A 22025-nucleotide genomic window follows, 5' to 3' on the forward strand; every position below is an offset into this window, starting at 1 on the left:
ATGTTCAGCGCCCCGACCGTACAGAAAGTTTCCGTGGTGATCCCGGTCTACAACGAACAGGAGAGCCTGCCTGAGCTTCTGCGCCGCACCACGGCTGCCTGCGAGACGCTGGGCAAGGCATACGAAATTTTGCTGGTGGATGACGGCAGCAGCGACGACTCCGCCCACATGCTCACCGACGCCGCGAACGAGCCGGGGAGCCACATTGTCGCCGTGCTGCTGAACCGTAACTACGGCCAGCACTCGGCGATCATGGCCGGCTTCAGCCACGTGACGGGCGATCTGGTCATCACTCTGGATGCCGACCTGCAAAACCCGCCGGAGGAGATCCCGCGCCTGGTTGCCAAAGCCGATGAAGGTTATGACGTGGTTGGCACCGTGCGGCAGAACCGCCAGGACAGTCTTTTCCGCAAGCTGGCGTCACGCACCATCAACCGCCTGATCCAGCGCACCACCGGCAAGGCGATGGGCGATTACGGCTGCATGCTGCGCGCCTATCGCCGCCATATTGTCGACGCCATGCTGCACTGCCACGAGCGCAGCACGTTCATTCCCATTCTGGCGAACACCTTTGCCCGTAAGGCCACGGAGATCCCGGTGCTGCACGCCGAGCGCGAGCACGGGGAGTCGAAGTACAGCTTCATGCGGCTGATCAACCTGATGTACGACCTGATCACCTGCCTGACCACCACGCCGCTGCGTCTGCTGAGCGTCTTCGGCAGCGTGATCGCGCTCGCCGGGTTTGCGCTTTCCGTGTTGCTGGTCGTTCTGCGTCTGGTCTTTGGCCCGCAGTGGGCGGCGGAAGGGGTCTTTATGCTATTTGCCGTGCTGTTCACGTTCATCGGCGCCCAGTTTATCGGTATGGGGCTGCTGGGTGAGTATATCGGCCGAATCTACAACGATGTTCGCGCGCGTCCGCGCTACTTTATTCAACGTGTTGTCCGTCAGGAACACAAAGCGTCTCAAGAGGAAAAACACCCATGAAAGCTGTCGTCTTTGCCTATCACGATATGGGGTGCACGGGCACACTGGCCCTGCTGGAAGCAGGCTATGACATTGCTGCCATTTTTACGCATCCGGATACCGTCGGTGAAAACACCTTCTTCGGGTCGGTGGCACGTATTGCGGCCGAGCGCGGCATCCCGGTTTACGCCCCGGATGACGTAAACCATCCGCTGTGGGTTGATCGCATCCGCAAGATCGCCCCGGAGATGATCTTCTCGTTCTACTACCGCAGCCTGCTGTGCGACGAGATCCTGAGCGTGGCGACAAACGGGGCGTTTAATCTTCACGGCTCCCTGCTGCCTGCCTATCGCGGCCGCGCACCGCTGAACTGGGTGCTGGTTAACGGCGAAACGGAAACCGGCGTAACCCTGCACCGCATGGTCAACCGCGCCGATGCCGGGGCGATCGTCGCGCAGCAGCGTGTGGCCATCGGCCCTGACGATACCGCCCTGGAACTCCATCATAAGCTCTGTGCTGCGGCGCAAACGCTGTTGCGTGATACGTTGCCGACGCTTCTGAACGGCTCCTTCAGCGAAATCGCCCAGGACGAGAGCAAGGCCAGCTGCTTTGGCCGCCGCACGCCGGAAGACGGGCGACTGGACTGGCATAAACCGGCGCGACAGCTGCACAACCTGGTGCGCGCCGTGACCGACCCGTGGCCGGGGGCGTACAGCTTCGCCGGGGTCAGCAAATTTATCGTCTGGAAATCCCGGGTGCGTGACGATATTCCTGCCGCCAGGCCGGGCACTGTTGTCTCCGCCTCGCCGCTGATCATCAGCTGCGGCGAGCAGGCGCTGGAGATCGTCACCGGGCAAACCGACAGCGGCCTGTACGTGCAGGGCGCGCAGCTGGCGCAGTCTCTCGGTCTGGTTGCCGGGGCACTGATCACCAGCGCGCCGGTTGTCGCTATTAAGCGCCGCACGCGCGTGTTAATCCTTGGGGTGAACGGGTTTATCGGCAACCACCTGACCGAGCGCCTGCTCAGGGACGACAACTACGAGATCTACGGTCTGGACATTGGATCCGATGCGATCGGCCGCTTCCTCGACAACCCGCGTTTTCACTTCGTCGAGGGGGATATCAGTATCCACTCCGAGTGGATCGAATATCACATTAAGAAATGCGACGTGGTGCTGCCGCTGGTGGCGATTGCGACCCCGATCGAGTACACCCGTAACCCGCTGCGCGTGTTCGAGCTGGACTTCGAAGAAAACCTGAAGATTATCCGCGACTGCGTGAAATACGATAAACGCATCATCTTCCCGTCGACCTCGGAAGTGTACGGCATGTGCACCGACAACAACTTCGACGAAGACACCTCTAACCTGGTGGTCGGGCCGATCAACAAGCAGCGCTGGATCTACTCGGTGTCCAAACAGCTGCTGGACCGCGTGATCTGGGCCTACGGCGAAAAAGCGGGGCTGCGCTTTACCCTGTTCCGTCCGTTTAACTGGATGGGGCCGCGGCTGGACAACCTCAACGCGGCGCGCATCGGCAGCTCGCGCGCCATCACCCAGCTGATCCTTAACCTGGTGGAAGGGTCGCCTATCAAGCTGATTGAAGGCGGTAAGCAGAAGCGCTGCTTCACCGATATCAGCGACGGCATCGAGGCGCTGTTCCGCATCATTGAAAACAAAGATAACCGCTGCAACGGCGAGATCATCAACATCGGTAATCCGGATAACGAAGCGAGCATTCGTGAGCTGGCCGAGATGCTGCTGGCGAGCTTTGAGCGCCACCCGCTGCGCGATCGCTTCCCGCCGTTTGCAGGCTTCCGCGAAGTGGAAAGCAGCAGCTATTACGGCAAAGGCTATCAGGACGTTGAGCACCGCAAGCCCAGCATCCGCAATGCGAAGCGTTGTCTGAACTGGACGCCGACCATTCAGATGGAACAAACCATTGATGAAACGCTCGATTTCTTCCTGCGCACCGTGGAGCTATCGGAACAGGCCTCATGAAAAAAGTCGGTTTACGCATTGATGTCGACACCTTTCGCGGCACGCGTGACGGTGTGCCACGGCTGCTGGCGCTGTTGAACAAGCACGGCGTGCAGGCCAGCTTTTTCTTCAGCGTCGGGCCAGACAACATGGGGCGTCACCTGTGGCGCCTGGTTAAACCGGCCTTTCTGTTCAAAATGCTGCGTTCGCGCGCGGCCTCTCTCTACGGCTGGGATATTTTACTGGCCGGCACCGCCTGGCCCGGCAGACGTATCGGGGCAGGCAATGAAGCGGTTATCCGCGACGCCGCGCGCGATCATGAGGTGGGGCTTCACGCCTGGGATCACCACGCCTGGCAGGCGTGGGCCGGGGTCTGGGACATACCGCGTCTGACGCGCGAGGTGGATCGCGGCATGCTGGAGCTGGAAGCGATTACCGGCCAGCCTGTTCGCTGCTCGGCGGTGGCCGGGTGGCGGGCCGATCAGCGGGTGGTGAAAGCCAAAGAGCCGTTCGCCTTTCACTACAACAGCGACTGCCGGGGCACCGGGCCGTTTTTGCCGCTGTTAGGCGAGAACCGCTTCGGCACCGTGCAAATCCCGGTCACGCTTCCCACCTGGGACGAGGTGGTCGGGCGCGAGGTCAGTGCCGACGGCTTTAATCGCTTCATTCTGGACGCCATGCATCGCGATGCCGGGACGCCGGTCTACACCATCCACGCCGAGGTCGAAGGCATTGCGTATCAGCAGGATTTTGATGCGCTCCTGACGATGGCGGCGCGGGAGGGCATTCAGTTTTGCCCGCTGAGCGCGCTGTTACCGGACGACCTCCAGAGCCTGCCGCCCGGCAAAATCGTTCGTCGTGAAATGGCTGGCCGGGAAGGCTGGCTTGGCTATCAACAAACCGTGAGTTCGGGACTATGAAAACAGCCCGTTATGGCGCAGCACTTCTTGCCCTGTTTATCGTTTACTACCTCATTCCGGTCGATCTGCGCCTGCTGTGGCAGCCAGACGAAACGCGCTACGCGGAAATCAGCCGCGAAATGCTGGCCTCGGGCGACTGGGTGGTGCCGCATTTTCTGGGGCTTCGCTACTTCGAAAAACCGATTGCCGGATACTGGATCAACAGCATCGGGCAGTGGCTGTTTGGCGACGGCAACTTTGCCGTTCGCGCCGGATCGATTTTCTCCACCGGGCTGACGTCGCTGCTGGTGATGTGGCTGGCCTGGCATCTCTGGCGCGATAAGCGCGTCGCCTTGTTATCCGGCGTGATTTTTTTAACCCTGCTGCTGGTCTACGGTATCGGGACCTATGCCGTGCTGGACCCGATGATTACCCTCTGGCTGGTGGCCGCGATGTGCAGCTTCTGGCTGGCCGCGCAGGCAAAAAGCCCCGGCGGGAAAGCGGCGGGCTATCTGCTGCTGGGGCTGGCCTGCGGCATGGGCGTGATGACCAAGGGCTTTCTCGCCCTGGCGGTACCGGTCATCGGCGTGCTGCCGTGGGTGATTGTGCAAAAACGCTGGAAAGAGGTGCTGCTGTTTGGCTGGCTCGCCGTTCTGAGCTGTGTGCTGATTGTCCTGCCCTGGGGGCTGGCGATTGCGCACCGTGAACCTGACTTCTGGCGCTACTTCTTCTGGGTGGAACATATCCAGCGCTTTGCGCAGAGCGATGCCCAGCATAAAGCGCCGTTCTGGTATTACCTGCCGTTCCTGATTGCCGGTAGCCTGCCGTGGCTGGCGCTGCTGCCCGGCGCGCTGCGTCTGGGCTGGCGCGACAGGCAAGAGGTGGGGCAGGGGTGGTATTTACTGGGCTGGGTGGTGATGCCGCTGCTGTTCTTCAGCATCGCTAAAGGCAAGCTGCCGACCTACATTCTGCCGTGCTTTGCGCCTCTGGCGATCCTGATGGCACGCTATGCCTGCACCGTGGCGGAAAAAAGCGTCCGGGTGCTGCGCGTCAACGCGGGCATTAACCTGGCGTTCGGCTCGCTTGGCGTGGTGGCCGCGCTGGTGGTGTCACCGTGGGGGCTGACTGCACATCCCGTCTGGGCGCCCGTTGAGCTGTATAAAATTTTCTGTGCGGTCATGGCGTTCCTCGTCTGGGCAGCGGTGGGCATGTACACCCTGCGCGATAGCCCGCGGCGCTGGTGGCTGGCGGCGCTCTGTCCGGCCGGGCTGGCGCTGCTGGTTGGGTTCGCCGTCCCCAGCAAGGTGGAGGATTCAAAGCAGCCTCAGTCGCTGATCGAGACCGTGCGCGTGCCGCTGCAGGAGAGCAGGTTCGTGCTTGCAAACAACGTGGGCGTGGCGTCGGGACTGGCCTGGGAGCTTAAGCGTAACGACATCATTCTTTACGGTCAGGCAGGGGAACTCCGCTACGGTCTGAACTACCCCGACGCACAGGGGCGCTTCGTGAGCAACGAGGCGATCGCCCAGTGGCTGGAGGAGCATCGCCAGCAGGGGCCGGTGTCGCTGGTGCTTCTGCTGTCTAAAAATGACGATCTTGTTCGCGCGAAGCTGCCTGAACCGGACAGCCTGTACGTTCAGGGCCGCCTGGCTTATTTGCAGTATTTCCCGCAATGATGACCTGGATCGGGCTGATACTGGCAAGCCTGCTGAGCTGCGCAGGCCAGCTTTGCCAGAAACAGGCGACCCGTCCGGCAACAACCGGGCGGCGCGGCGCGCACCGTGCGCTCTGGCTGGGTCTTGCGCTGCTGGCTCTGGGCAGCGGGATGCTGGTCTGGCTGGTGGTGTTACAGCATCTGCCGGTCGGGATTGCCTACCCGATGCTGAGCCTCAATTTTGTCTGGGTGACGCTGGCGGCGAAAACCCTCTGGCGTGAGCACATTTCGCCGCGCCACTGGCTGGGCGTGGGCTTGATTATCGTCGGGATTATTGTGCTGGGAGGAAGCCTGTGAAGGGCGTGTTATGGGCATTATGCAGCGTGATTCTGGTCAGCGCGGCGCAGCTGCTGCTGCGCGCGGCGATGGTGGCCTTGCCTCCCGTCAGCGATCTCGCGGTATTTATGCCGGCGCTCTGGCACCGTGCCCCGGGCACCGGTTTGCTGGTGCTGGGCCTGATGGGCTATGTGGTATCAATGGGCTGCTGGTATCTGGCGCTGCACCGTCTGGCGCTCAGCAAAGCCTATGCCCTGCTGAGCCTCAGCTATGTGCTGGTGTGGGGCGCAGCCATTGTGCTCCCCGGCTGGGACGAACCCTTTTCCTGGCACGGGCTGGCCGGCGTCGGGTTGATTATTGCGGGTGTGCTGACAATTTTTCGCCCGACGCGTTGTTAACAGAATGGACCGCCGCCGCGGTAAGCGCAAAAGGGGTGGCGGTGCAGACGGCAAGACTCAGCGACGCAATCTGACACTGGCTGACCGAATGCAGCGCGTGGGCGGCGCTGTCGATGCTGACAATCTGCCACGAGTGCGCGCCGCGCTGTTTAACGATGGCACCTTTTCGCGTCCAGATGCGCCAGAACGCCGCAAGCTGGTTATCCGGCGCTTCATTTTCCAGTTCGGCATGTTCGGCACTGCTGAACACGGCGTTGGCGAGCGTCCGCCAGTTATCCTGCGCACGAATATGTTCCAGCGAACAGCCCACGTCACCTTCATCGCTGACGATCAGGGCAATATCATCCTCACAGTGGCTGACGCTGAACCACAGCGGGTAGTGGTCGGCAAAGCCCGGTTTTCCCTGTTCACTGTAGATAATCTCCGGCAACGGCTCTGGCGCAAACAGGCGCGAGAGCAGCCCGCGGCCCGCCAGCCAGCGGGCGCGCTGTGCGCCCTCAGGGGCATAACGGGTAAGGGCTTCGGCCCAGTTATCGGTACTGAGCGAGGAGATTTTTCCCAGAAAAACCTGGTACATAAGAGGTCTGGCCTTCAGTCGAAACAGAGATATCCGCACAGTTGCGCGGCGAAACCATTACTATAATCTATTGCTGCTCACAATAGCTAACCGGGAAGCGGATTACCCCGGCAATCGACTTTTTGGCCGCCCTGGTCCGAGCAGTATCGCCAGTTTACTGCCGCCGTTGGTGGTCTCCATCCAGATTTTACACACGCTGGTAAGCGGTACCGACAGCAGCATCCCGACCGGCCCCAGCAGCCATCCCCAGACCAGCAACGACAAAAACACCACCATCGTCGACATGCCCAGCCGGTGGCCCATCATGCGCGGCTCCAGGATATTGCCCAGCACCATGTGCACCGCCAGGAACAGCGCCCCGACCAGCATACATTCATAAAAGCCATTAAATAAAAATGCCTGGATCATGGGCGGCACGGCGGAGAGCACCGCGCCAATGTTGGGCACGTAGTTCAGCAGAAACGCCAGCACGCCCCACATCAACGCGAACTGCACGTCCAGCAACACCAGCCCCAGCCAGACGATCACCCCGGTCCAGAGACTCAGCAAGGTTTTCAGCGCCAGATATTTAGAGACGCCTTTTAACGCGCGGTGCAGGCCAGCGATGTGGATCTGCGGGTTATTCAGCGCAAAGCGCAGTTTGTAGGGAACATGGCGGACTTCAAAGAGCATGAATACCACCGTCATGACCAGCAGCAAAATGCTGGCCATCGCGCCGGACAGGCCGGTCATCAGCGTGGTGGCGTAGGTCATTACCTTCTCGGAATCCATCCGGCGCAGCATCCGTTCCGGCGAGATATGCAGGTTGATAAACGGCATCATTCGTTGCAGGTCGACCAGCTTGCGCGTCAGCTCTTTGTTGTATTGCGGCAGCATGGTGGAGAATTCACTTAGCGACGCGGCAAGCACGCCAAACAGGGCTGTCAGGACAATCAGCATCACAATCACCACAATGGTGATGGCGAGCGGGCGACTGACTCCCCGGCGTAAAAACCACGTCACCAGCGGGTTGAGAACGATGGCAAAAAAGAGCGCCAGCAGGAGCTGGACAAGAATATCGGCGGCCGCGTGGATCCCCGCAAGGATCACCACCAGACAGGCGAGTTTGAGGAGAATATGTAAACCCGCTTTGTCGGGCTGGGTGGTTAACATGGGTTTTCCTTAATGTGGTTGCACGCTAAGTGTAGTGCGGCGCAGGCGCTTCGTCTGGGTCGATAATCTGAAAGTCGCTGCTGATTTTCTTATCCCGTCATGGTAATAGTGAAACACTGTTGCAAAACTCTGGTAGACCGTCATGCCCGAACCTGCCGCCGAACCGGCGCTAAGCGGATTGCGCCTCAATCTGCGCATTGTTTCTGTTGTTATTTTCAATTTCGCCAGCTATCTGACCATTGGCCTGCCGCTGGCGGTTCTGCCGGGCTACGTCCATGAGGTGATGGGGTTCAGCGCCTTCTGGGCGGGGCTGGTGATTAGCCTGCAATATTTCGCCACGCTGATGAGCCGTCCGCATGCCGGGCGTTATGCCGATCTGTTTGGGCCAAAAAGCATTGTTGTGGTGGGGCTGTGCGGCTGCTTTTTAAGCGGGCTGAGCTATTTTCTGGCGGCCACCACCAGCCATCTGCCGCTGGTGAGCCTGGTGCTGCTCTGCCTGGGGCGCGTCATTTTAGGCATCGGGCAAAGCCTGGCGGGCACCGGCTCGACGCTGTGGGGCGTTGGCGTGGTCGGCGCACCGCATATCGGGCGCGTTATCTCCTGGAACGGGATTGTGACCTATGGCGCGATGGCGATCGGCGCGCCGCTGGGCGTGGTGTGCTACGCCTGGGGCGGGCTGTATGGTCTGGCGATAACCATCATGGCGGTGGCGCTGCTGGCGATTGTGCTCGCGCTGCCGCGCCCGAAGGTGAAGGCCAGCAAAGGCAAGCCGCTGCCGTTTCGCGCGGTGCTGGGGCGCGTGTGGCCGTACGGGATGGCGCTTGCGCTGGCCTCGGCGGGATTCGGCGTCATCGCCACCTTTATCACCCTGTTCTACGACGCTAAAGGCTGGGACGGCGCGGCCTTTGCGCTCACCCTGTTCAGCTGTGCGTTTGTGGGCACACGCTTACTCTTCCCGAACGGCATTAACCGCCTGGGCGGGCTGAACGTGGCGATGATCTGCTTTGCGGTGGAGTTTATCGGGCTGCTGTTGACCGGGTTCGCCAGCGCACCGTGGGTGGCGAAAGTGGGCGTTTTCCTCGCAGGCGCGGGCTTCTCGCTGGTCTTCCCCGCGCTGGGCGTGGTGGCGGTGAAGGCGGTGCCGCAGCAAAACCAGGGGGCAGCGCTGGCAACCTACACGGTGTTTATGGATATGTCTCTTGGCATTACCGGGCCGCTGGCCGGACTGGTGATGGCGTGGGCGGGGGTGCCGGTGATCTATCTGGCGGCAGCGGGGCTGGTGGCTGTCGCGCTGCTGCTGACGTGGCGGCTAAAAAAATGGCCCCCGGTGCAGGCACCGGAGGCCACGTCCTCTTCGTGAAACTTACTGGATCACGAGGGTATTGATGATGTTTTCTGCGGCGGTCTGCGCTTTCTGCTGGTCGTCCGCTGGCAGGGTGATCTGGATGGTCAGCAGTTTGTTATCTACCTTGCCGAGCACCACAGACGAGTAGGCGGTCTGGCCTTTCGCCGAGATGATGCTGTCCAGCTGCTGCAGCGTGTGGCCTTTCAGGTCGATAGACTTGTTGGTCACAACCTGGAGCTGCGGGTCGCGGCTGCGCTGCTGGTCTTCCAGACGTTTAGACAGCACGGCCAGATCTTCGCTGGTGTCGTCGCCCACAATCACAATCACGGCTTTCTGCCCGGTGGCATCGGAATAGACGTGCATGTTGTTCGCCTGGGTACCCAGCTTGCCGCTCTGATCGGTCATATCCGCGGGCAGAGAGAAACTGAGTTTGCCGTCCAGCAGGCTCACCGGCTGACCGGTGGCGTTGCTTTCTGCGGACGCGCCCTGAGCAGGCGTTTTCGTGTCGCTGTTATCACAGGCTGCAAGACCCACAACCAGCAGGCCAATCCCGACATATTTAACCAGATTGCGCATTGACTTCTTCCTTTCGATAAACGGCCATAGCGGCTCATTCGTTCATCTTATCACAACTGATAAAGCGAACCCTTAACCTGCCTGCAATGCGGAGATTTCAGATTTATCTGCCAGCCTTTTCAACAGCATATTCAACAGCACGCCGTACATCGGCAGGAAGAACACAATGCTGATCAGCACTTTGAAGCAGTAGTCCACCAGGGCGATCTCCATCCAGTGCGCGGCCATGAACGCGTCCGGGCTGCGCCAGAAGGCGATGAAGAAGAAGGCCAGCGTGTCGCTAACGTTGCCGAACAGCGTCGACGCGGTAGGGGCCATCCACCAGCGGTGGTTCTGACGCAAGCGGTTAAAGACGTGCACGTCGAGGATCTGCCCCAGGGCGTAGGCCATAAAGCTGGCGGCGGCGATACGCGCGACAAACAGGTTGAAGTGCGTCAGCGCCTCAACGCCCTGCCAGCTTCCCATGTAAAACAGGGAGGAGATAACGTACGAAATGAACAACGCCGGAAGCATAACCGCGAAAATAATGCGGCGTGCCAGCGGTGCGCCAAAGATCCGCACGGTTAAATCGGTGGCGAGAAAAATAAACGGAAAGCTGAACGCGCCCCAGGTGGTATGGAAACCAAAAATGGAGATAGGGAGCTGCACCAGATAGTTGCTGGAGGTGATCACCACCAGATGAAAAAGCGAAAGCCAGAACAACGCTTTTACGCGCTGCGATTGAGAAAACTGCGTCATATTGTGACCTTTTTGAACGTTGGGGTGAGGGAACCCAATAAAAACCGCCGCATCATACTGCTTTGACAGGACTTTGCAATGGCTAATTTTCACGCAATCGTTAACCTGTTTGCAATGCGGGCAGCGGGGCGTAAACTACAGCCGTTTTTTTAGCCTTGAGAAGATTATGACCGACCTGTTCGCCAGCCCAGACCATACCCTTGATGCCCAGGGCCTCCGCTGCCCGGAACCTGTCATGATGGTGCGCAAAACCGTACGCAACATGCAGACCGGCGAAACGCTGCTGATCATCGCCGATGACCCGGCCACCACCCGCGATATCCCCGGTTTTTGTACCTTCATGGAGCACGAACTGGTGGCGCAGGAAACCCAGGCCCTGCCATATCGGTATCTGCTTCGTAAGGGATAACCCCCCGGCCCTCTCGCACAGTGAGAGGGCGAGCACTATTTTAAACCGTCGTTTCATTATTTCGCACTTTTGTGAGGCGCTTCACCTCCGCCTTTCCAGCCGTAGTCTAATTTTTAAGCGTCTAAAAATAAAACACCGTTTTAACGCTTACCTCACTACCCTGGAGCTGACTCGATGAAAACGACCCTCAAGCCGTTACTGGCCGCGCTGTGTCTGTCTGTTATGGCCTGCCCGGTTTCTGCGCAAACCATCAAAGCCGCAGACGTTCACCCCGAAGGCTACCCGAATGTGGTCGCTGTGCAACACATGGGCGAAAAGCTTAAACAACAAACCAACGGCGAGCTGGAGATTAAGGTCTTCCCCGGCGGCGTGCTCGGTGATGAAAAGCAGATGATTGAGCAGGCGCAAATGGGGGCGATCGATATGATCCGCGTCTCTATGGCTCCCGTTGCGGCCATCCTGCCGGACATCGAAGTTTTTACGCTCCCCTACATCTTTCGCGATGAAGATCATATGCACAAGGTGATCGACGGGGAGATTGGCAAGCAAATCGGCGACAAACTCACTGCAAACCCCAAATCCCGACTGGTGTTCCTTGGCTGGATGGATTCCGGCACCCGCAACCTGATCACCAAAGAGCCCATCGTCAAACCTGAAGATCTGAGCGGCAAAAAAATCCGCGTACAGGGCAGCCCTGTGGCGCTGGCGACCCTGAAAGATATGGGGGCCAACGCGGTGGCCATGGGCGTGAGCGAGGTCTACAGCGGTATGCAGACCGGCGTCATCGACGGCGCGGAAAACAACCCGCCGACCTTTATCGCCCATAACTACATGCCGATTGCGAAAAACTACACCCTGAGCGGGCACTTTATCACCCCGGAAATGGTGCTCTACTCGAAGGTGAAATGGGACAAGCTCAACGCCGACCAGCAGCAAAAAATCCTGACCCTGGCCCGTGAGGCGCAGTTCGAGCAGCGCAAGCTCTGGAACGCCTATAACCAGCAGGCGCTGGACAAAATGAAGGCGGGCGGCGTGGCGTTTCACGACATCGACAAAACGGTGTTTATCAAAGCCACAGAGCCGGTGCGCGCCCAGTATGGCGACAAGCATCAGGATCTGATGAAAGCCATCGCTGACGCCCAGTAACCCGGAGCGCGTATGTCCGAACTCTACCTGAAGTGGATGGACCGTCTGTACCTGCTCGCCATGACCGTGGCGGGTATCTCGCTGCTGGTGATGACGATCGTGATCCCGATTGGCATCTTCTCGCGCTACGTGCTCAACCGCGGCGAATCCTGGCCGGAGCCGATAGCCATTATTTGCATGGTGACCTTCACCTTTATCGGCGCGGCGGTAGGGTACCGCGCCGGATCGCATATCGCGGTGAATATGCTGACCGACCGGCTGCCCGCGGCACTGCAAAGGCTGTGCGCGCGGGTGGTGGACCTGCTGATGCTGCTGATTTCCGGCCTCATGTGCTGGTACAGCTACTGGCTGTGCGTCGAGCTTTGGGAGCAGCCCGTCGCGGAATTCCCGCTCCTGACCTCCGGCGAAAGCTATCTGCCGCTGCCGGTCGGCTCGGCCATTCTGATCCTGTTTGTCGTTGAACGCCTGCTGTTTGGCTCGCAGGAACACCGTCCCGTCGTGCTGATCGGCAACCACAGTTAAGGGGTGAACCATGGATGCATTCGTATTGTTATTCACCCTCGCCATTTTGCTGGCTCTGGGGATGCCGGTGGCGTTTGCCGTCGGGCTTAGCGCCGTGGCGGGCGCGCTGTGGATTGATCTGCCGCTGGAAGCGCTGATGATCCAAATCACCAGCGGGGTGAACAAGTTTACCCTGCTGGCGATCCCGTTCTTTATCCTCGCCGGGGCGATCATGGCGGAAGGGGGCATCGCCCGGCGGCTGGTCAACTTTGCCTACGTGTTTGTCGGCTTCATCCGCGGCGGGCTGTCGCTGGTGAATATCGTGGCCTCGACGTTCTTCGGCGCCATTTCCGGTTCGTCGGTAGCGGATACGGCCTCCATCGGTAGCGTGATGATCCCGGAGATGGAGAAGAAAGGCTATCCACGGGAGTACGCGGCGGCCGTCACCGCCAGCGGCTCGGTGCAGGCGATTTTGATCCCGCCCAGCCATAACTCGGTGATTTACTCCCTGGCGGCGGGCGGCACGGTCTCCATCGCCACGCTGTTTATCGCGGGCGTGCTGCCGGGGCTGCTGCTGGGCGTCAGCCTGATGGTGCTGTGCTTATGCTTTGCCCGCAAGCGTGGTTATCCGAAGGGGGACAAAATCCCGTTTATGCAGGCGCTGAAGATCATGCTGGATGCCCTGTGGGGGCTGATGACGGTGGTCATTATTCTCGGCGGGATATTGTCCGGGATATTTACCGCCACGGAATCCGCCGCCGTCGCCTGTCTGTGGGCGTTCTTCGTCACCATGTTTATCTACCGCGACTACAAGTGGAACGAATTGCCGAAGCTGATGTGCCGCACGGTGAAAACGGTCACTATCGTCATGATTTTGATTGGCTTTGCCGCGGCGTTTGGCGCGGTGATGACCTACATGCAGCTGCCGACGCGCATCACCGAGTTTTTCACCTCGCTCTCTGATAACAAGTACGTGATCCTGATGTACCTCAACGTCATGCTGCTGCTGATTGGCACATTGATGGACATGGCGCCGATTATCCTGATCCTGACGCCGGTGCTGCTGCCGGTGACCAATTCGCTGGGGATCGACCCGGTGCATTTCGGGATGATCATGATGGTGAACCTCGGGATCGGGCTGATTACCCCGCCGGTCGGGTCGGTGCTGTTTGTGGCGAGTGCGGTAAGCAAGCAGCGAATCGAAACCGTGGTGAAGGCGATGCTGCCGTTTTACGGCATGCTGCTGGTGGTGCTGGGGATGGTAACGTACATCCCGGCAATTTCACTGTGGCTGCCGGGGGTATTAGGGATGCAGTGACGCCGCTCTTCTCCCTTTCAACGTGGGAGAGGGTTGGGGTGGAGCATCAGGCCGCACCCTAACCCAATCCATGACCGGGTAGCGGCGATGCCTTACCCGGCCAACGGTTCGATAACGATTTTATTGTCGACGTAATAACCGCAGCGCGTTCGCCGTCACCAGCACCGTCGCCCCGGTATCCGCCAGCACCGCCAGCCACAGCCCGGTGATGCCGAGCAGCGTGGTCACCAGGAATATCCCCTTCAGCCCCAGCGCAATGCCGATGTTCTGGCGAATATTGGATCGCGTTGCCCGCGCGAGATCAATCATCTGCGCCAGCCCGGTCAGGCGGTTGTGGGTCAGCGCCGCGTCGGCGGTCTCCAGCGCCACGTCGGTGCCGCTGCCCATGGCGATCCCGATGGTTGAGGCTTTCATTGCCGGAGCATCGTTAATTCCGTCGCCGACCATCGCCAGCGGGGTGTGCGCGTTTAATTCCGTCACGGCACGCACCTTATCCGCAGGCAGTAACCCGGCTTTAAATTCGAGGCCCAGCTCACCGGCAATCGCCGCTGCCGCGCGCGGGTTATCACCGGTCAGGATCACACCCTGCACGCCCAGCGTATGCAGGGCTGCAACCGCCTCTTTCGCATCGTCGCGCAGGGTATCGCGCAGGGCGAGCATGCCTTTCACCACGCCCTCCAGCACCACGACGACAACCGTCTGCCCGGCCTGTTCCAGCGTCTGGATCTGCGGGCTTAACCCGGTCGCCGGGGATTTATCCGCCGCGACGATAAGCACTTTTTTGCCCTCAACCTCGGCCTCAATACCCGAGCCTGCCAGCGCGCGCTGCGCGGTTGCCGGCGGAATCGTCAGCCCGCGAGACTGCGCTTCGCGCACGATTGCCTGCGCCAGCGGGTGGGTGGAGCCTTGCTCGACGGCGGCGGCCAGCGTCAGGAGAGCGTTTTCACTCATATCCTGCGGGTACAGGCCGGTAACCTGTGGCTTCCCGACGGTCAGCGTGCCGGTCTTATCAAAAGCGATGTGTTGCACCTGGCTCAGCTGCTCCAGCGCCGCGCCGCCCTTAATCAGCGCCCCGCGACGGGCCGCCGCAGCCAGCCCCGAGGTGATCGCCGCCGGGGTGGAGATCACCAGCGCGCACGGGCAGCCGATCAGCAGCAGCGTCAGGCCTTTATAAATCCAGCCCTCCCACGGCGCGCCAAAAAACAGCGGCGGCACGACAGTGACCAGCAGGGCTACCAGCATGATGGCAGGGGTGTAAATCCGGCTAAAACGGTCGATAAAGCGTTCGACCGGCGCGCGGCGCTCTTCGGCCTCTTCAATCAGCTTAAGAATGCGGTCGATGGCGCTGTCGCCCGGTTCGGAGAGCACGTTCAACTGCACCAGACGATCGACGCTGGTGGCACCGGCAGGCACTTTCTCACCCGCTTCGCGCTCAACCGGAATGGACTCGCCGGTCAGCGCGCTTTCGTCAAAGCTTGCAGTGGCGGTAAGCAGCGCGGCATCGGCAGGTAAACGCCCGCCCGCCGCCACTTCAATCACGTCGCCAGGACGCAGGGTAGCGATCGCCACCGTTTCACGACTGTCGTTCACCACGCGAATGGCGGTTTCGGGTTTGAGCGCCATCAGCGCGCTGACCCCTTTGCGTGCCCGGCTCGCGGCCCATCCTTCAAGGCGCTCGCCGATTAAGAACAGCAGTAGCACCATCGCCGCTTCCGCCGTCGCGCCGATGAACAGCGCGCCAATCGCCGCCACGCTCATCAATGTTTCGATGGCGAACCAGCTGCCGCTTTTCATCAGGCGCAGCGCCTGACGGGCAATCGGGAACAGCCCAACGAGCGTGGTGGCGATAAAGGCCAGGTTGCCAAACGGATGGTTAATCTGCTCCAGACCCCAGCTCACCGCCATCATGATGACGAGCGTTAACAGCGGCAGGTTTTCCCGCAGGAGAGAGGTTTTTTCGACCGGGGCGGATTCGCTGCGCAGGGAATAGCCTGCCTGGCTGACGGCGGTTTCAACCTGTTTGCTGACGTCGCGGTCGGCGCTGACCAGCAGCTTTTCGGTGGTGAACAGCACCTGAACGTGGCTGACGCCCGGCACCTGTTTAACCGCGTTTTCTACCTTGCGCGCGCAGGCGGCGCAGTCCATGCCGTTAACGACCCAGCTGTAGCGGCTGCCGGTGTCGGGAAGCGCGTCGTTTTGCGCCTCACACCCGGACTCGCAGCAGCAGTCGTCCTTCGGCGGTACCGGGCTGAGCTTAAGTGCAGAGAATTGGGGAACTTTTTTTGACGATTCAGGAGCAGACATAGCAGCCTCCGGCGAATGATAATTTTCTCATTAACCGGAGTATGCACTCTGGAGTCGACTCCAGAGTCAAGCATTATTTAGATGTACAGCGACCGCACAATCAGGAAGTGTCCGGCAAAGTAACAGGCGGCAGCAATCGCGTTATCCGCGCGGAAACGGCGGCGATAGTGGCTACCCAGCCAGACGATATTCCCGAGCAGCAGCAGGGCTGCGCCGAAGAAGGCGGACATGGCCTGCGACGTCGGACGGAAGAACCACAGCTCGCCCGCCAGCCACACCATCACCAGCGTCATGGCAATAAAGGTGCAGACCGGCAAACGCATCTCTTCCAGGCGCGTCCAGATCACGGCGATCAGCAGCGCGCCGATTGCCAGCAGCACCAGCGGCAGCGGCCAGAAGAAGGAGAGCGTCATCTGGCTGGCAAAATAAATGGTGTAGAGCAGATGCGACAGGAAGAACGCCCCCACGGCATACAGCAGGCGCTGGCGCGGCAGCAGGGTTAAGGCATCACCAATCAACGAGGCGCACAGCCCGGCGAGCACCAGATAGCTGATGGCGTTAAACATAGGCGCTTGCCAGGCCAACAGCAGCAGGAGCAGCAGCGTGACGGGTTTAAACAACCAGCGCTGCCAGGCGGGGCCACGGTACGACGCATCGACAAAGAGCCATGCGGACAAACAGACGGCGATAAATGACCAAAGCATATTAACTCCCTGTATCTGTTAAGGCTGAATTCTCAGTTTCTGATTCAGTGTAGTGACGCGCAGAGGCGTTTGGCAATGCCGGGAAAGGCAAGGTATCCTGAATTCCGCATTATCTGATGGAGTATTAGTGTGAGTAAGATGCCGCTGTTTTTGATTATTGTGGTCGCCATTATCGTCGTTGCCGCCTCGTTTCGCTTCGTGCAGCAGCGCCGCGAAAAGGCCGATAACGATGCCGCGCCGCTGCTGCAAAAACGCGTGGTGGTGAGCAATAAACGCGAAAAAGCGATCAACGACCGGCGTTCACGCCAGCAGCAGGTCACGCCTGCCGGAACCCCTATGCGCTATGAGGCGAGCTTCAGGCCGGAAAGCGGCGGGCTGGAGGTGACGTTCCGCCTGGAAGCGCAGCAGTATCATCAGCTGACCGTGGGGGAGAAAGGGGTGTTGAGCTACAAAGGATCGCGGTTTGAAGGGTTTGAACCGGAGCTGTAATTTTTCCCTCACCCCGGCCCTCTCCCCTTGGGAGAGGGAGTCAATGTCCCCTCTCCCTGTGGGAGAGGGTTAGGGTGAGGGTGAGGGCATCAGGCCGCACCTTACTTCTTCGCCTGCGCCTTAAACGTCTTCATCCACACCAGCAGTTCAAATACGCCAAAGATAAACACGCGCAACTGCTGCCAGCCGGTCATCTGCGGCCCATCTTTCGGCAGGCCGTTTTTCAGCATCACCATCTGCAGGGCGTGCATGAAGGCGGTGAAGATCAGCGCGACGTTAACAAAGATATTCATTGGCCGCGGGAAAGGGTGCACCAGGTTGAGGATCAAAAACGCCCAGACGCCCAGCATCAGTAAGCGCCCCAGATTAATCAGTACCGGCATCGGATTCTCCTTGTGCCTGACGATGATACAGACGGTAAGCGACCTGACCGGCCACTTTTTCGCGGTGCAGATCCCAGTGAACCGGCACCGGAGGCAAACCGTTTTCCACTTCGCTCTCGACGTAAATCAGCGCGTCATCCGCCAGCCAGCCGTTTTGTTCCAGCAGGGATAACGTCTCTTCCAGCAGCCCTTTGCGGAACGGCGGATCAACGAAGACCACGTTATGCGGCGTGCCCTGTTGCGCGAGGAAGCTCAGGGTATTGGTGTTTACCACCTTCGCATTCTTTGCTTTTAGCGTAGCCAGATTTTGCTGCAGCGTCTGCGCCACGTTGCGCTCCATCTCCAGCAGGGTGGCGCTGGCGGCATAACGCGACAGCGCTTCCAGCCCTAACGCCCCGCTTCCGGCGAAGCAATCCAGGCAGTGGGCGTCTACCATTGACGGGGCAAGCCAGTTAAACAACGTCTCGCGCACGCGGTCCGTCGTGGGGCGTAAACCGGGGCTGTCCGGCACCGGTAATTTCCGGCCTCGCCACTGGCCGCCGATAATGCGAATTTGACCGGCCGGGGCGCGGTTGGGTTTCTTCATTTCAGGAAAGCTCTGTTAACAATTCGCCTGCGATTGCGGGCGGTGATGTCAATTAAGTAAAGTGTTAGACTATTTCATCATTTTTTTAGCTTCCATGTATATAGCGCCGCGAGGAGTGTAGTCGCAGATGGCAAAACAAAAAAAACGTGGCTTCTTTTCCTGGCTGGGCTTCGGTGAAAAAGAGCAAGAGACAGAACAGAAAACCGAAGAACAACAGCAGGTTGAGGAGCCGTCACAGCCTGAAACGCCTGTAGAAACCGCCGCGGTCATTGAAGCGGAGCAGCCTGCACACAGCAAAGAAGAGATTGACTCCTTTGCTGAAGAGGTCGTCGACGTCACTGAGCAGGTTCAGGAGAGTGAAAAGCCGGAACCGGTGGTGATTGAACAGGTTGCAAACGTTGTAGAGGTTGCAGAGGTTGTCGAAACGCCTGCGGCGGCCATTGAGCACGAAGCGCTGCCGTTGCCGGAAGAGGTGAAAGCCGAAGAGATTTCACCGGAAGAGTGGCAGGCCGAAGCGGAAACCGTCGACATCATCGACGCGGTGGAAGAAGACGCGGCACTTGAGCCTGAACTCACCGACGAAGAGCTGGAAGCCCAGGCGCTGGCGGCACAGGCCGCAGAAGAAGCGGTTATCGTCGTGCCAGTGGAAGAGCAAGCGCAGGCCGAAGAGGCGATCGTTCAGGAGCAGGAAAAACCGACCAAAGAAGGTTTCTTCGCGCGCCTGAAGCGCAGCCTGCTTAAAACCAAAGAGAACTTAGGTTCCGGATTTATCAGTCTGTTCCGCGGCAAAAAGATCGACGATGATCTCTTTGAAGAGCTGGAAGAACAGCTGCTGATCGCCGACGTCGGCGTGGAAACCACCCGCAAAATCATCACCAACCTGACAGAGGGCGCGAGCCGCAAACAGCTGCGCGATGCCGAAGCGCTGTACGGTCTGTTGAAAGATGAGATGGGTGAAATCCTCGCAAAAGTTGACGAACCGCTTAATATTGAAGGCAAAACGCCATTTGTTATTCTGATGGTGGGTGTGAACGGTGTGGGTAAAACCACCACCATCGGCAAGCTGGCGCGCCAGTTCGAGCAGCAGGGCAAATCGGTGATGCTGGCGGCGGGTGATACCTTCCGTGCGGCAGCGGTGGAGCAGCTGCAGGTCTGGGGCCAGCGCAACGACATTCCGGTGATTGCCCAGCACACCGGCGCGGACTCCGCATCCGTTATCTTTGACGCCATTCAGGCGGCGAAAGCGCGTAACGTGGATGTCCTGATTGCCGATACCGCCGGACGTTTGCAGAACAAATCGCACCTGATGGAAGAGCTGAAGAAAATCGTTCGCGTCATGAAGAAGCTGGACGAAGATGCGCCGCATGAAATTATGCTGACTATCGACGCCAGCACCGGGCAGAACGCCGTCAGCCAGGCGAAGCTGTTCCATGAAGCGGTAGGGCTGACGGGTATCACGCTGACCAAACTGGACGGTACCGCCAAGGGCGGCGTGATCTTCTCCGTGGCCGACCAGTTCGGCATTCCTATCCGTTACATCGGTGTGGGCGAGCGTATTGAGGATTTGCGTCCGTTTAAGGCGGACGACTTTATTGAGGCATTATTTGCCCGAGAGGACTAACAATGATTCGCTTTGAACACGTCAGCAAGGCCTATCTCGGTGGGAGACAAGCGCTGCAGGGGGTGACATTTCACCTGCAGCCGGGCGAGATGGCATTCCTGACCGGCCATTCCGGCGCGGGGAAAAGTACCCTGCTCAAGCTTATCTGTGGGATCGAACGGCCCAGCGCCGGGAAAATCTTTTTCAGCGGCCACGACATCAGCCGCCTGAAAAACCGTGAGGTGCCGTTCCTGCGGCGTCAGATCGGCATGATTTTCCAGGATCACCACCTGCTGATGGATCGCACCGTGTTTGACAACGTCGCTATCCCGCTGATTATTGCCGGTGCCAGCTATGACGATATCCGCCGCCGCGTCTCTGCGGCGCTGGATAAGGTCGGGCTGCTGGACAAAGCGAAGAACTTCCCGATCCAGCTTTCCGGCGGTGAACAGCAGCGCGTGGGCATTGCCCGTGCGGTGGTGAACAAACCGGCGGTGCTGCTGGCGGATGAACCGACCGGGAACCTGGACGATGCCCTGTCCGAAGGGATTTTACGTCTGTTCGAAGAGTTTAACCGCGTGGGGGTAACGGTACTGATGGCGACGCACGATATCGGGCTGATCTCCCGCCGTTCGTACCGCATGCTGACCCTGAGCGACGGGCATTTGCACGGAGGCCACGGTGAATAAGCGTGATGCAATGAACCAGATTCGGCAGTTCGGGAACCGGTTTGACCGCTTCCGCAAGCCGCAGGGCGGTGGGGACGGTAATCGTCATGCGCCAAAGCGTGCAAAAGCCGCGCCGAAGCCGAACTCCCGCAAGACCAACGTCTTTAACGAGCAGGTGCGCTACGCCTTCCACGGCGCAGTGCAGGACCTGAAAAGCAAACCGCTGGCGACGTTCCTGACGGTGATGGTGATTGCCATCTCCCTGACGCTGCCGAGCGTTTGCTACATGGTCTATAAAAACGTTAATCAGGCGGCGTCACAGTATTATCCGTCGCCGCAGATCACCGTCTATCTGGACAAAGCGCTCGACGATAACGCGGCGGCGCAGGTGGTCGGGCAGATCCAGGCCGAACCGGGCGTGGAGAAGGTCAACTATCTGTCGCGCGACGAGGCGCTGGGCGAGTTCCGTAACTGGTCCGGGTTTGGTGGCGCGCTGGATATGCTGGAAGAGAACCCGCTGCCCGCCGTGGCGGTGGTGATCCCGAAGCTCGATTTCCAGGGCACCGATTCGCTCAACACGTTGCGCGACCGCATCACCCGTATCAACGGCATTGATGAAGTGCGCATGGACGACAGCTGGTTTGCGCGTCTGGCCGCGCTGACCGGGCTTGTGGGACGTGTCTCGGCGATGATCGGCGTACTGATGGTGGCGGCGGTATTCCTCGTCATTGGTAACAGCGTACGTCTGAGCATCTTCGCCCGCCGCGACACCATCAACGTGCAGAAACTGATTGGTGCGACGGATGGATTCATCCTGCGTCCGTTCCTTTACGGCGGCGCGTTGCTCGGTTTTTCCGGCGCATTTCTTTCACTGATATTGTCAGAAATTTTGGTGATGCGGCTCTCGTCCGCCGTTACTGACGTGGCGCAGGTTTTCGGCACCAAGTTTGATATCAGTGGCTTAGGGTTCGACGAGTGCCTGTTATTGTTGCTGGTCTGCTCGATGATCGGCTGGATTGCCGCATGGCTGGCAACGGTGCAACATTTACGTCACTTTACTCCCGACTAATAAAAGCGTGATATAATCTTTCCCTGCACTGAGATGTTCGCTCTGCAGGGAAAGCGTCCCTGTTTGCGCTTCCCCGCTTTATCATCTTCATGTCACATTTTGTGCGTAATTTATTCACTGTTGCACTGGGAACTTGTGGATAAAATCACTGTCTGATAAAAGAGTGAATGCTATTCTCGTTGCTCAAATGCTTTGGCATGGTTGTTGCCTGATGGGGATAACCTGAGCCAGAAG

23 protein-coding genes are annotated in these 22025 nt (G+C 59.4%); 15 read left to right on the forward strand and 8 right to left on the reverse strand.

The window, feature by feature from the left end; genetic code table 11:
* Genes arnC through arnF form a run of 6 tightly spaced genes read left to right on the forward strand, consistent with a single transcriptional unit; the run spans position 1 to position 6226 of the window.
* Positions 1-984: an undecaprenyl-phosphate 4-deoxy-4-formamido-L-arabinose transferase gene (arnC, locus tag I6L58_RS14095; protein ID WP_042321668.1), complete on the forward strand. Its 984-nt coding sequence runs from the start codon at positions 1-3 to the stop codon at positions 982-984.
* Entirely contained in the window at positions 981-2963 is a 1983-nt protein-coding gene (gene arnA / locus I6L58_RS14100; protein ID WP_040078205.1) for a bifunctional UDP-4-amino-4-deoxy-L-arabinose formyltransferase/UDP-glucuronic acid oxidase ArnA, read from the forward strand. The genes arnC and arnA overlap by 4 nt, the downstream gene beginning before the upstream one ends.
* Positions 2960-3862 carry a 4-deoxy-4-formamido-L-arabinose-phosphoundecaprenol deformylase gene (arnD, locus tag I6L58_RS14105; protein ID WP_088209253.1) on the forward strand — a complete coding sequence of 301 codons (903 nt, stop codon included), beginning with the start codon at positions 2960-2962 and terminating at the stop codon, positions 3860-3862. The genes arnA and arnD overlap by 4 nt, the downstream gene beginning before the upstream one ends.
* Complete coding sequence (gene arnT / locus I6L58_RS14110) at positions 3859-5514, forward strand: lipid IV(A) 4-amino-4-deoxy-L-arabinosyltransferase (RefSeq protein ID WP_088209252.1); 1656 nt, start codon at positions 3859-3861, stop codon at positions 5512-5514. Before arnD ends, arnT begins: the two co-directional genes overlap by 4 nt.
* Complete coding sequence (arnE, locus tag I6L58_RS14115) at positions 5511-5849, forward strand: 4-amino-4-deoxy-L-arabinose-phosphoundecaprenol flippase subunit ArnE (RefSeq protein WP_046886803.1); 339 nt, start codon at positions 5511-5513, stop codon at positions 5847-5849. The genes arnT and arnE overlap by 4 nt, the downstream gene beginning before the upstream one ends.
* A complete protein-coding gene (gene arnF, locus I6L58_RS14120) occupies positions 5846-6226 on the forward strand; it encodes a 4-amino-4-deoxy-L-arabinose-phosphoundecaprenol flippase subunit ArnF (protein ID WP_088209251.1) in 381 nt (126 codons plus the stop codon). The genes arnE and arnF overlap by 4 nt, the downstream gene beginning before the upstream one ends.
* On the opposite strand, the gene acpT is transcribed toward arnF, so the two are convergent.
* Positions 6183-6803 (reverse strand): 4'-phosphopantetheinyl transferase AcpT, encoded by a 621-nt coding sequence (acpT, locus tag I6L58_RS14125; protein ID WP_088209250.1) that lies wholly within the window; start codon positions 6801-6803, stop codon positions 6183-6185. The two genes, arnF and acpT, sit on opposite strands and share 44 nt — an antisense overlap.
* Positions 6804-6905: 102 nt before the next feature.
* Positions 6906-7955, reverse strand: a complete 1050-nt coding sequence (locus tag I6L58_RS14130) for an AI-2E family transporter (protein ID WP_088209249.1) — start codon at positions 7953-7955, stop codon at positions 6906-6908.
* Positions 7956-8097: 142 nt separating this feature from the next.
* Between I6L58_RS14130 and I6L58_RS14135 the strand changes: the two genes are divergently transcribed.
* Complete coding sequence (locus I6L58_RS14135) at positions 8098-9315, forward strand: MFS transporter (protein ID WP_088209248.1); 1218 nt, start codon at positions 8098-8100, stop codon at positions 9313-9315.
* Positions 9316-9318: 3 nt separating this feature from the next.
* Here the strand turns inward: I6L58_RS14135 and I6L58_RS14140 are convergent, their stop codons facing one another.
* Positions 9319-9876, reverse strand: coding sequence for a DcrB family lipoprotein (locus tag I6L58_RS14140; protein ID WP_006177958.1), 558 nt, complete (start codon positions 9874-9876; stop codon positions 9319-9321).
* 72 nt (positions 9877-9948) lie between these two features.
* Complete coding sequence (locus I6L58_RS14145; protein WP_088209247.1) at positions 9949-10614, reverse strand: 7-cyano-7-deazaguanine/7-aminomethyl-7-deazaguanine transporter; 666 nt, start codon at positions 10612-10614, stop codon at positions 9949-9951.
* A gap of 166 nt (positions 10615-10780) precedes the next feature.
* Between I6L58_RS14145 and tusA the strand changes: the two genes are divergently transcribed.
* From tusA to I6L58_RS14165, 4 genes are all read left to right on the forward strand, one after another.
* Positions 10781-11023, forward strand: a complete 243-nt coding sequence (gene tusA / locus I6L58_RS14150) for a sulfurtransferase TusA (RefSeq protein WP_042321664.1) — start codon at positions 10781-10783, stop codon at positions 11021-11023.
* Positions 11024-11197: 174 nt separating this feature from the next.
* Complete coding sequence (locus I6L58_RS14155; protein ID WP_088209246.1) at positions 11198-12169, forward strand: TRAP transporter substrate-binding protein; 972 nt, start codon at positions 11198-11200, stop codon at positions 12167-12169.
* 12 nt (positions 12170-12181) lie between these two features.
* Positions 12182-12691: a TRAP transporter small permease gene (locus tag I6L58_RS14160; protein ID WP_088209245.1), complete on the forward strand. Its 510-nt coding sequence runs from the start codon at positions 12182-12184 to the stop codon at positions 12689-12691.
* A 10-nt stretch (positions 12692-12701) separates the two neighbouring features.
* Positions 12702-13988: a TRAP transporter large permease gene (locus I6L58_RS14165; RefSeq protein WP_006177953.1), complete on the forward strand. Its 1287-nt coding sequence runs from the start codon at positions 12702-12704 to the stop codon at positions 13986-13988.
* Positions 13989-14108: 120 nt separating this feature from the next.
* Here the strand turns inward: I6L58_RS14165 and zntA are convergent, their stop codons facing one another.
* Positions 14109-16292: a Zn(II)/Cd(II)/Pb(II) translocating P-type ATPase ZntA gene (gene zntA / locus I6L58_RS14170; protein ID WP_088209244.1), complete on the reverse strand. Its 2184-nt coding sequence runs from the start codon at positions 16290-16292 to the stop codon at positions 14109-14111.
* A 77-nt stretch (positions 16293-16369) separates the two neighbouring features.
* Entirely contained in the window at positions 16370-16996 is a 627-nt protein-coding gene (locus I6L58_RS14175; RefSeq protein WP_006177951.1) for a lysoplasmalogenase, read from the reverse strand.
* 129 nt (positions 16997-17125) lie between these two features.
* On the opposite strand from I6L58_RS14175, the gene I6L58_RS14180 reads away from it, so the two are divergent.
* A complete protein-coding gene (locus I6L58_RS14180; protein WP_042321663.1) occupies positions 17126-17485 on the forward strand; it encodes a DUF2500 domain-containing protein in 360 nt (119 codons plus the stop codon).
* 101 nt (positions 17486-17586) lie between these two features.
* Here the strand turns inward: I6L58_RS14180 and I6L58_RS14185 are convergent, their stop codons facing one another.
* Complete coding sequence (locus tag I6L58_RS14185) at positions 17587-17868, reverse strand: DUF1145 family protein (protein WP_006177949.1); 282 nt, start codon at positions 17866-17868, stop codon at positions 17587-17589.
* Positions 17852-18454, reverse strand: a complete 603-nt coding sequence (rsmD, locus tag I6L58_RS14190) for a 16S rRNA (guanine(966)-N(2))-methyltransferase (RefSeq protein ID WP_006177948.1) — start codon at positions 18452-18454, stop codon at positions 17852-17854. Before rsmD ends, I6L58_RS14185 begins: the two co-directional genes overlap by 17 nt.
* A 127-nt stretch (positions 18455-18581) precedes the next feature.
* Here rsmD and ftsY point away from each other — a divergent pair, with 127 nt between their 5' ends.
* The 3 genes from ftsY to ftsX are packed head-to-tail and all read left to right on the forward strand — an operon-like array spanning position 18582 to position 21791.
* On the forward strand, positions 18582-20075 hold the full coding sequence (gene ftsY, locus I6L58_RS14195) for a signal recognition particle-docking protein FtsY (protein WP_006177947.1): 1494 nt from the start codon (positions 18582-18584) through the stop codon (positions 20073-20075).
* Between the two features lie 2 nt (positions 20076-20077).
* Positions 20078-20743, forward strand: a complete 666-nt coding sequence (gene ftsE / locus I6L58_RS14200) for a cell division ATP-binding protein FtsE (RefSeq protein WP_006177946.1) — start codon at positions 20078-20080, stop codon at positions 20741-20743.
* The gene (gene ftsX / locus I6L58_RS14205; RefSeq protein ID WP_088209243.1) at positions 20736-21791 is read left to right on the forward strand and encodes a permease-like cell division protein FtsX; all 1056 of its coding nucleotides are present in this window, start codon (positions 20736-20738) and stop codon (positions 21789-21791) included. Before ftsE ends, ftsX begins: the two co-directional genes overlap by 8 nt.
* The last annotated feature ends 234 nt before the right edge of the window (positions 21792-22025 follow it).

The sequence above is a fragment of the Enterobacter cancerogenus genome, assembly GCF_019047785.1.
In the GTDB taxonomy this organism is placed as follows: domain Bacteria; phylum Pseudomonadota; class Gammaproteobacteria; order Enterobacterales; family Enterobacteriaceae; genus Enterobacter; species Enterobacter cancerogenus.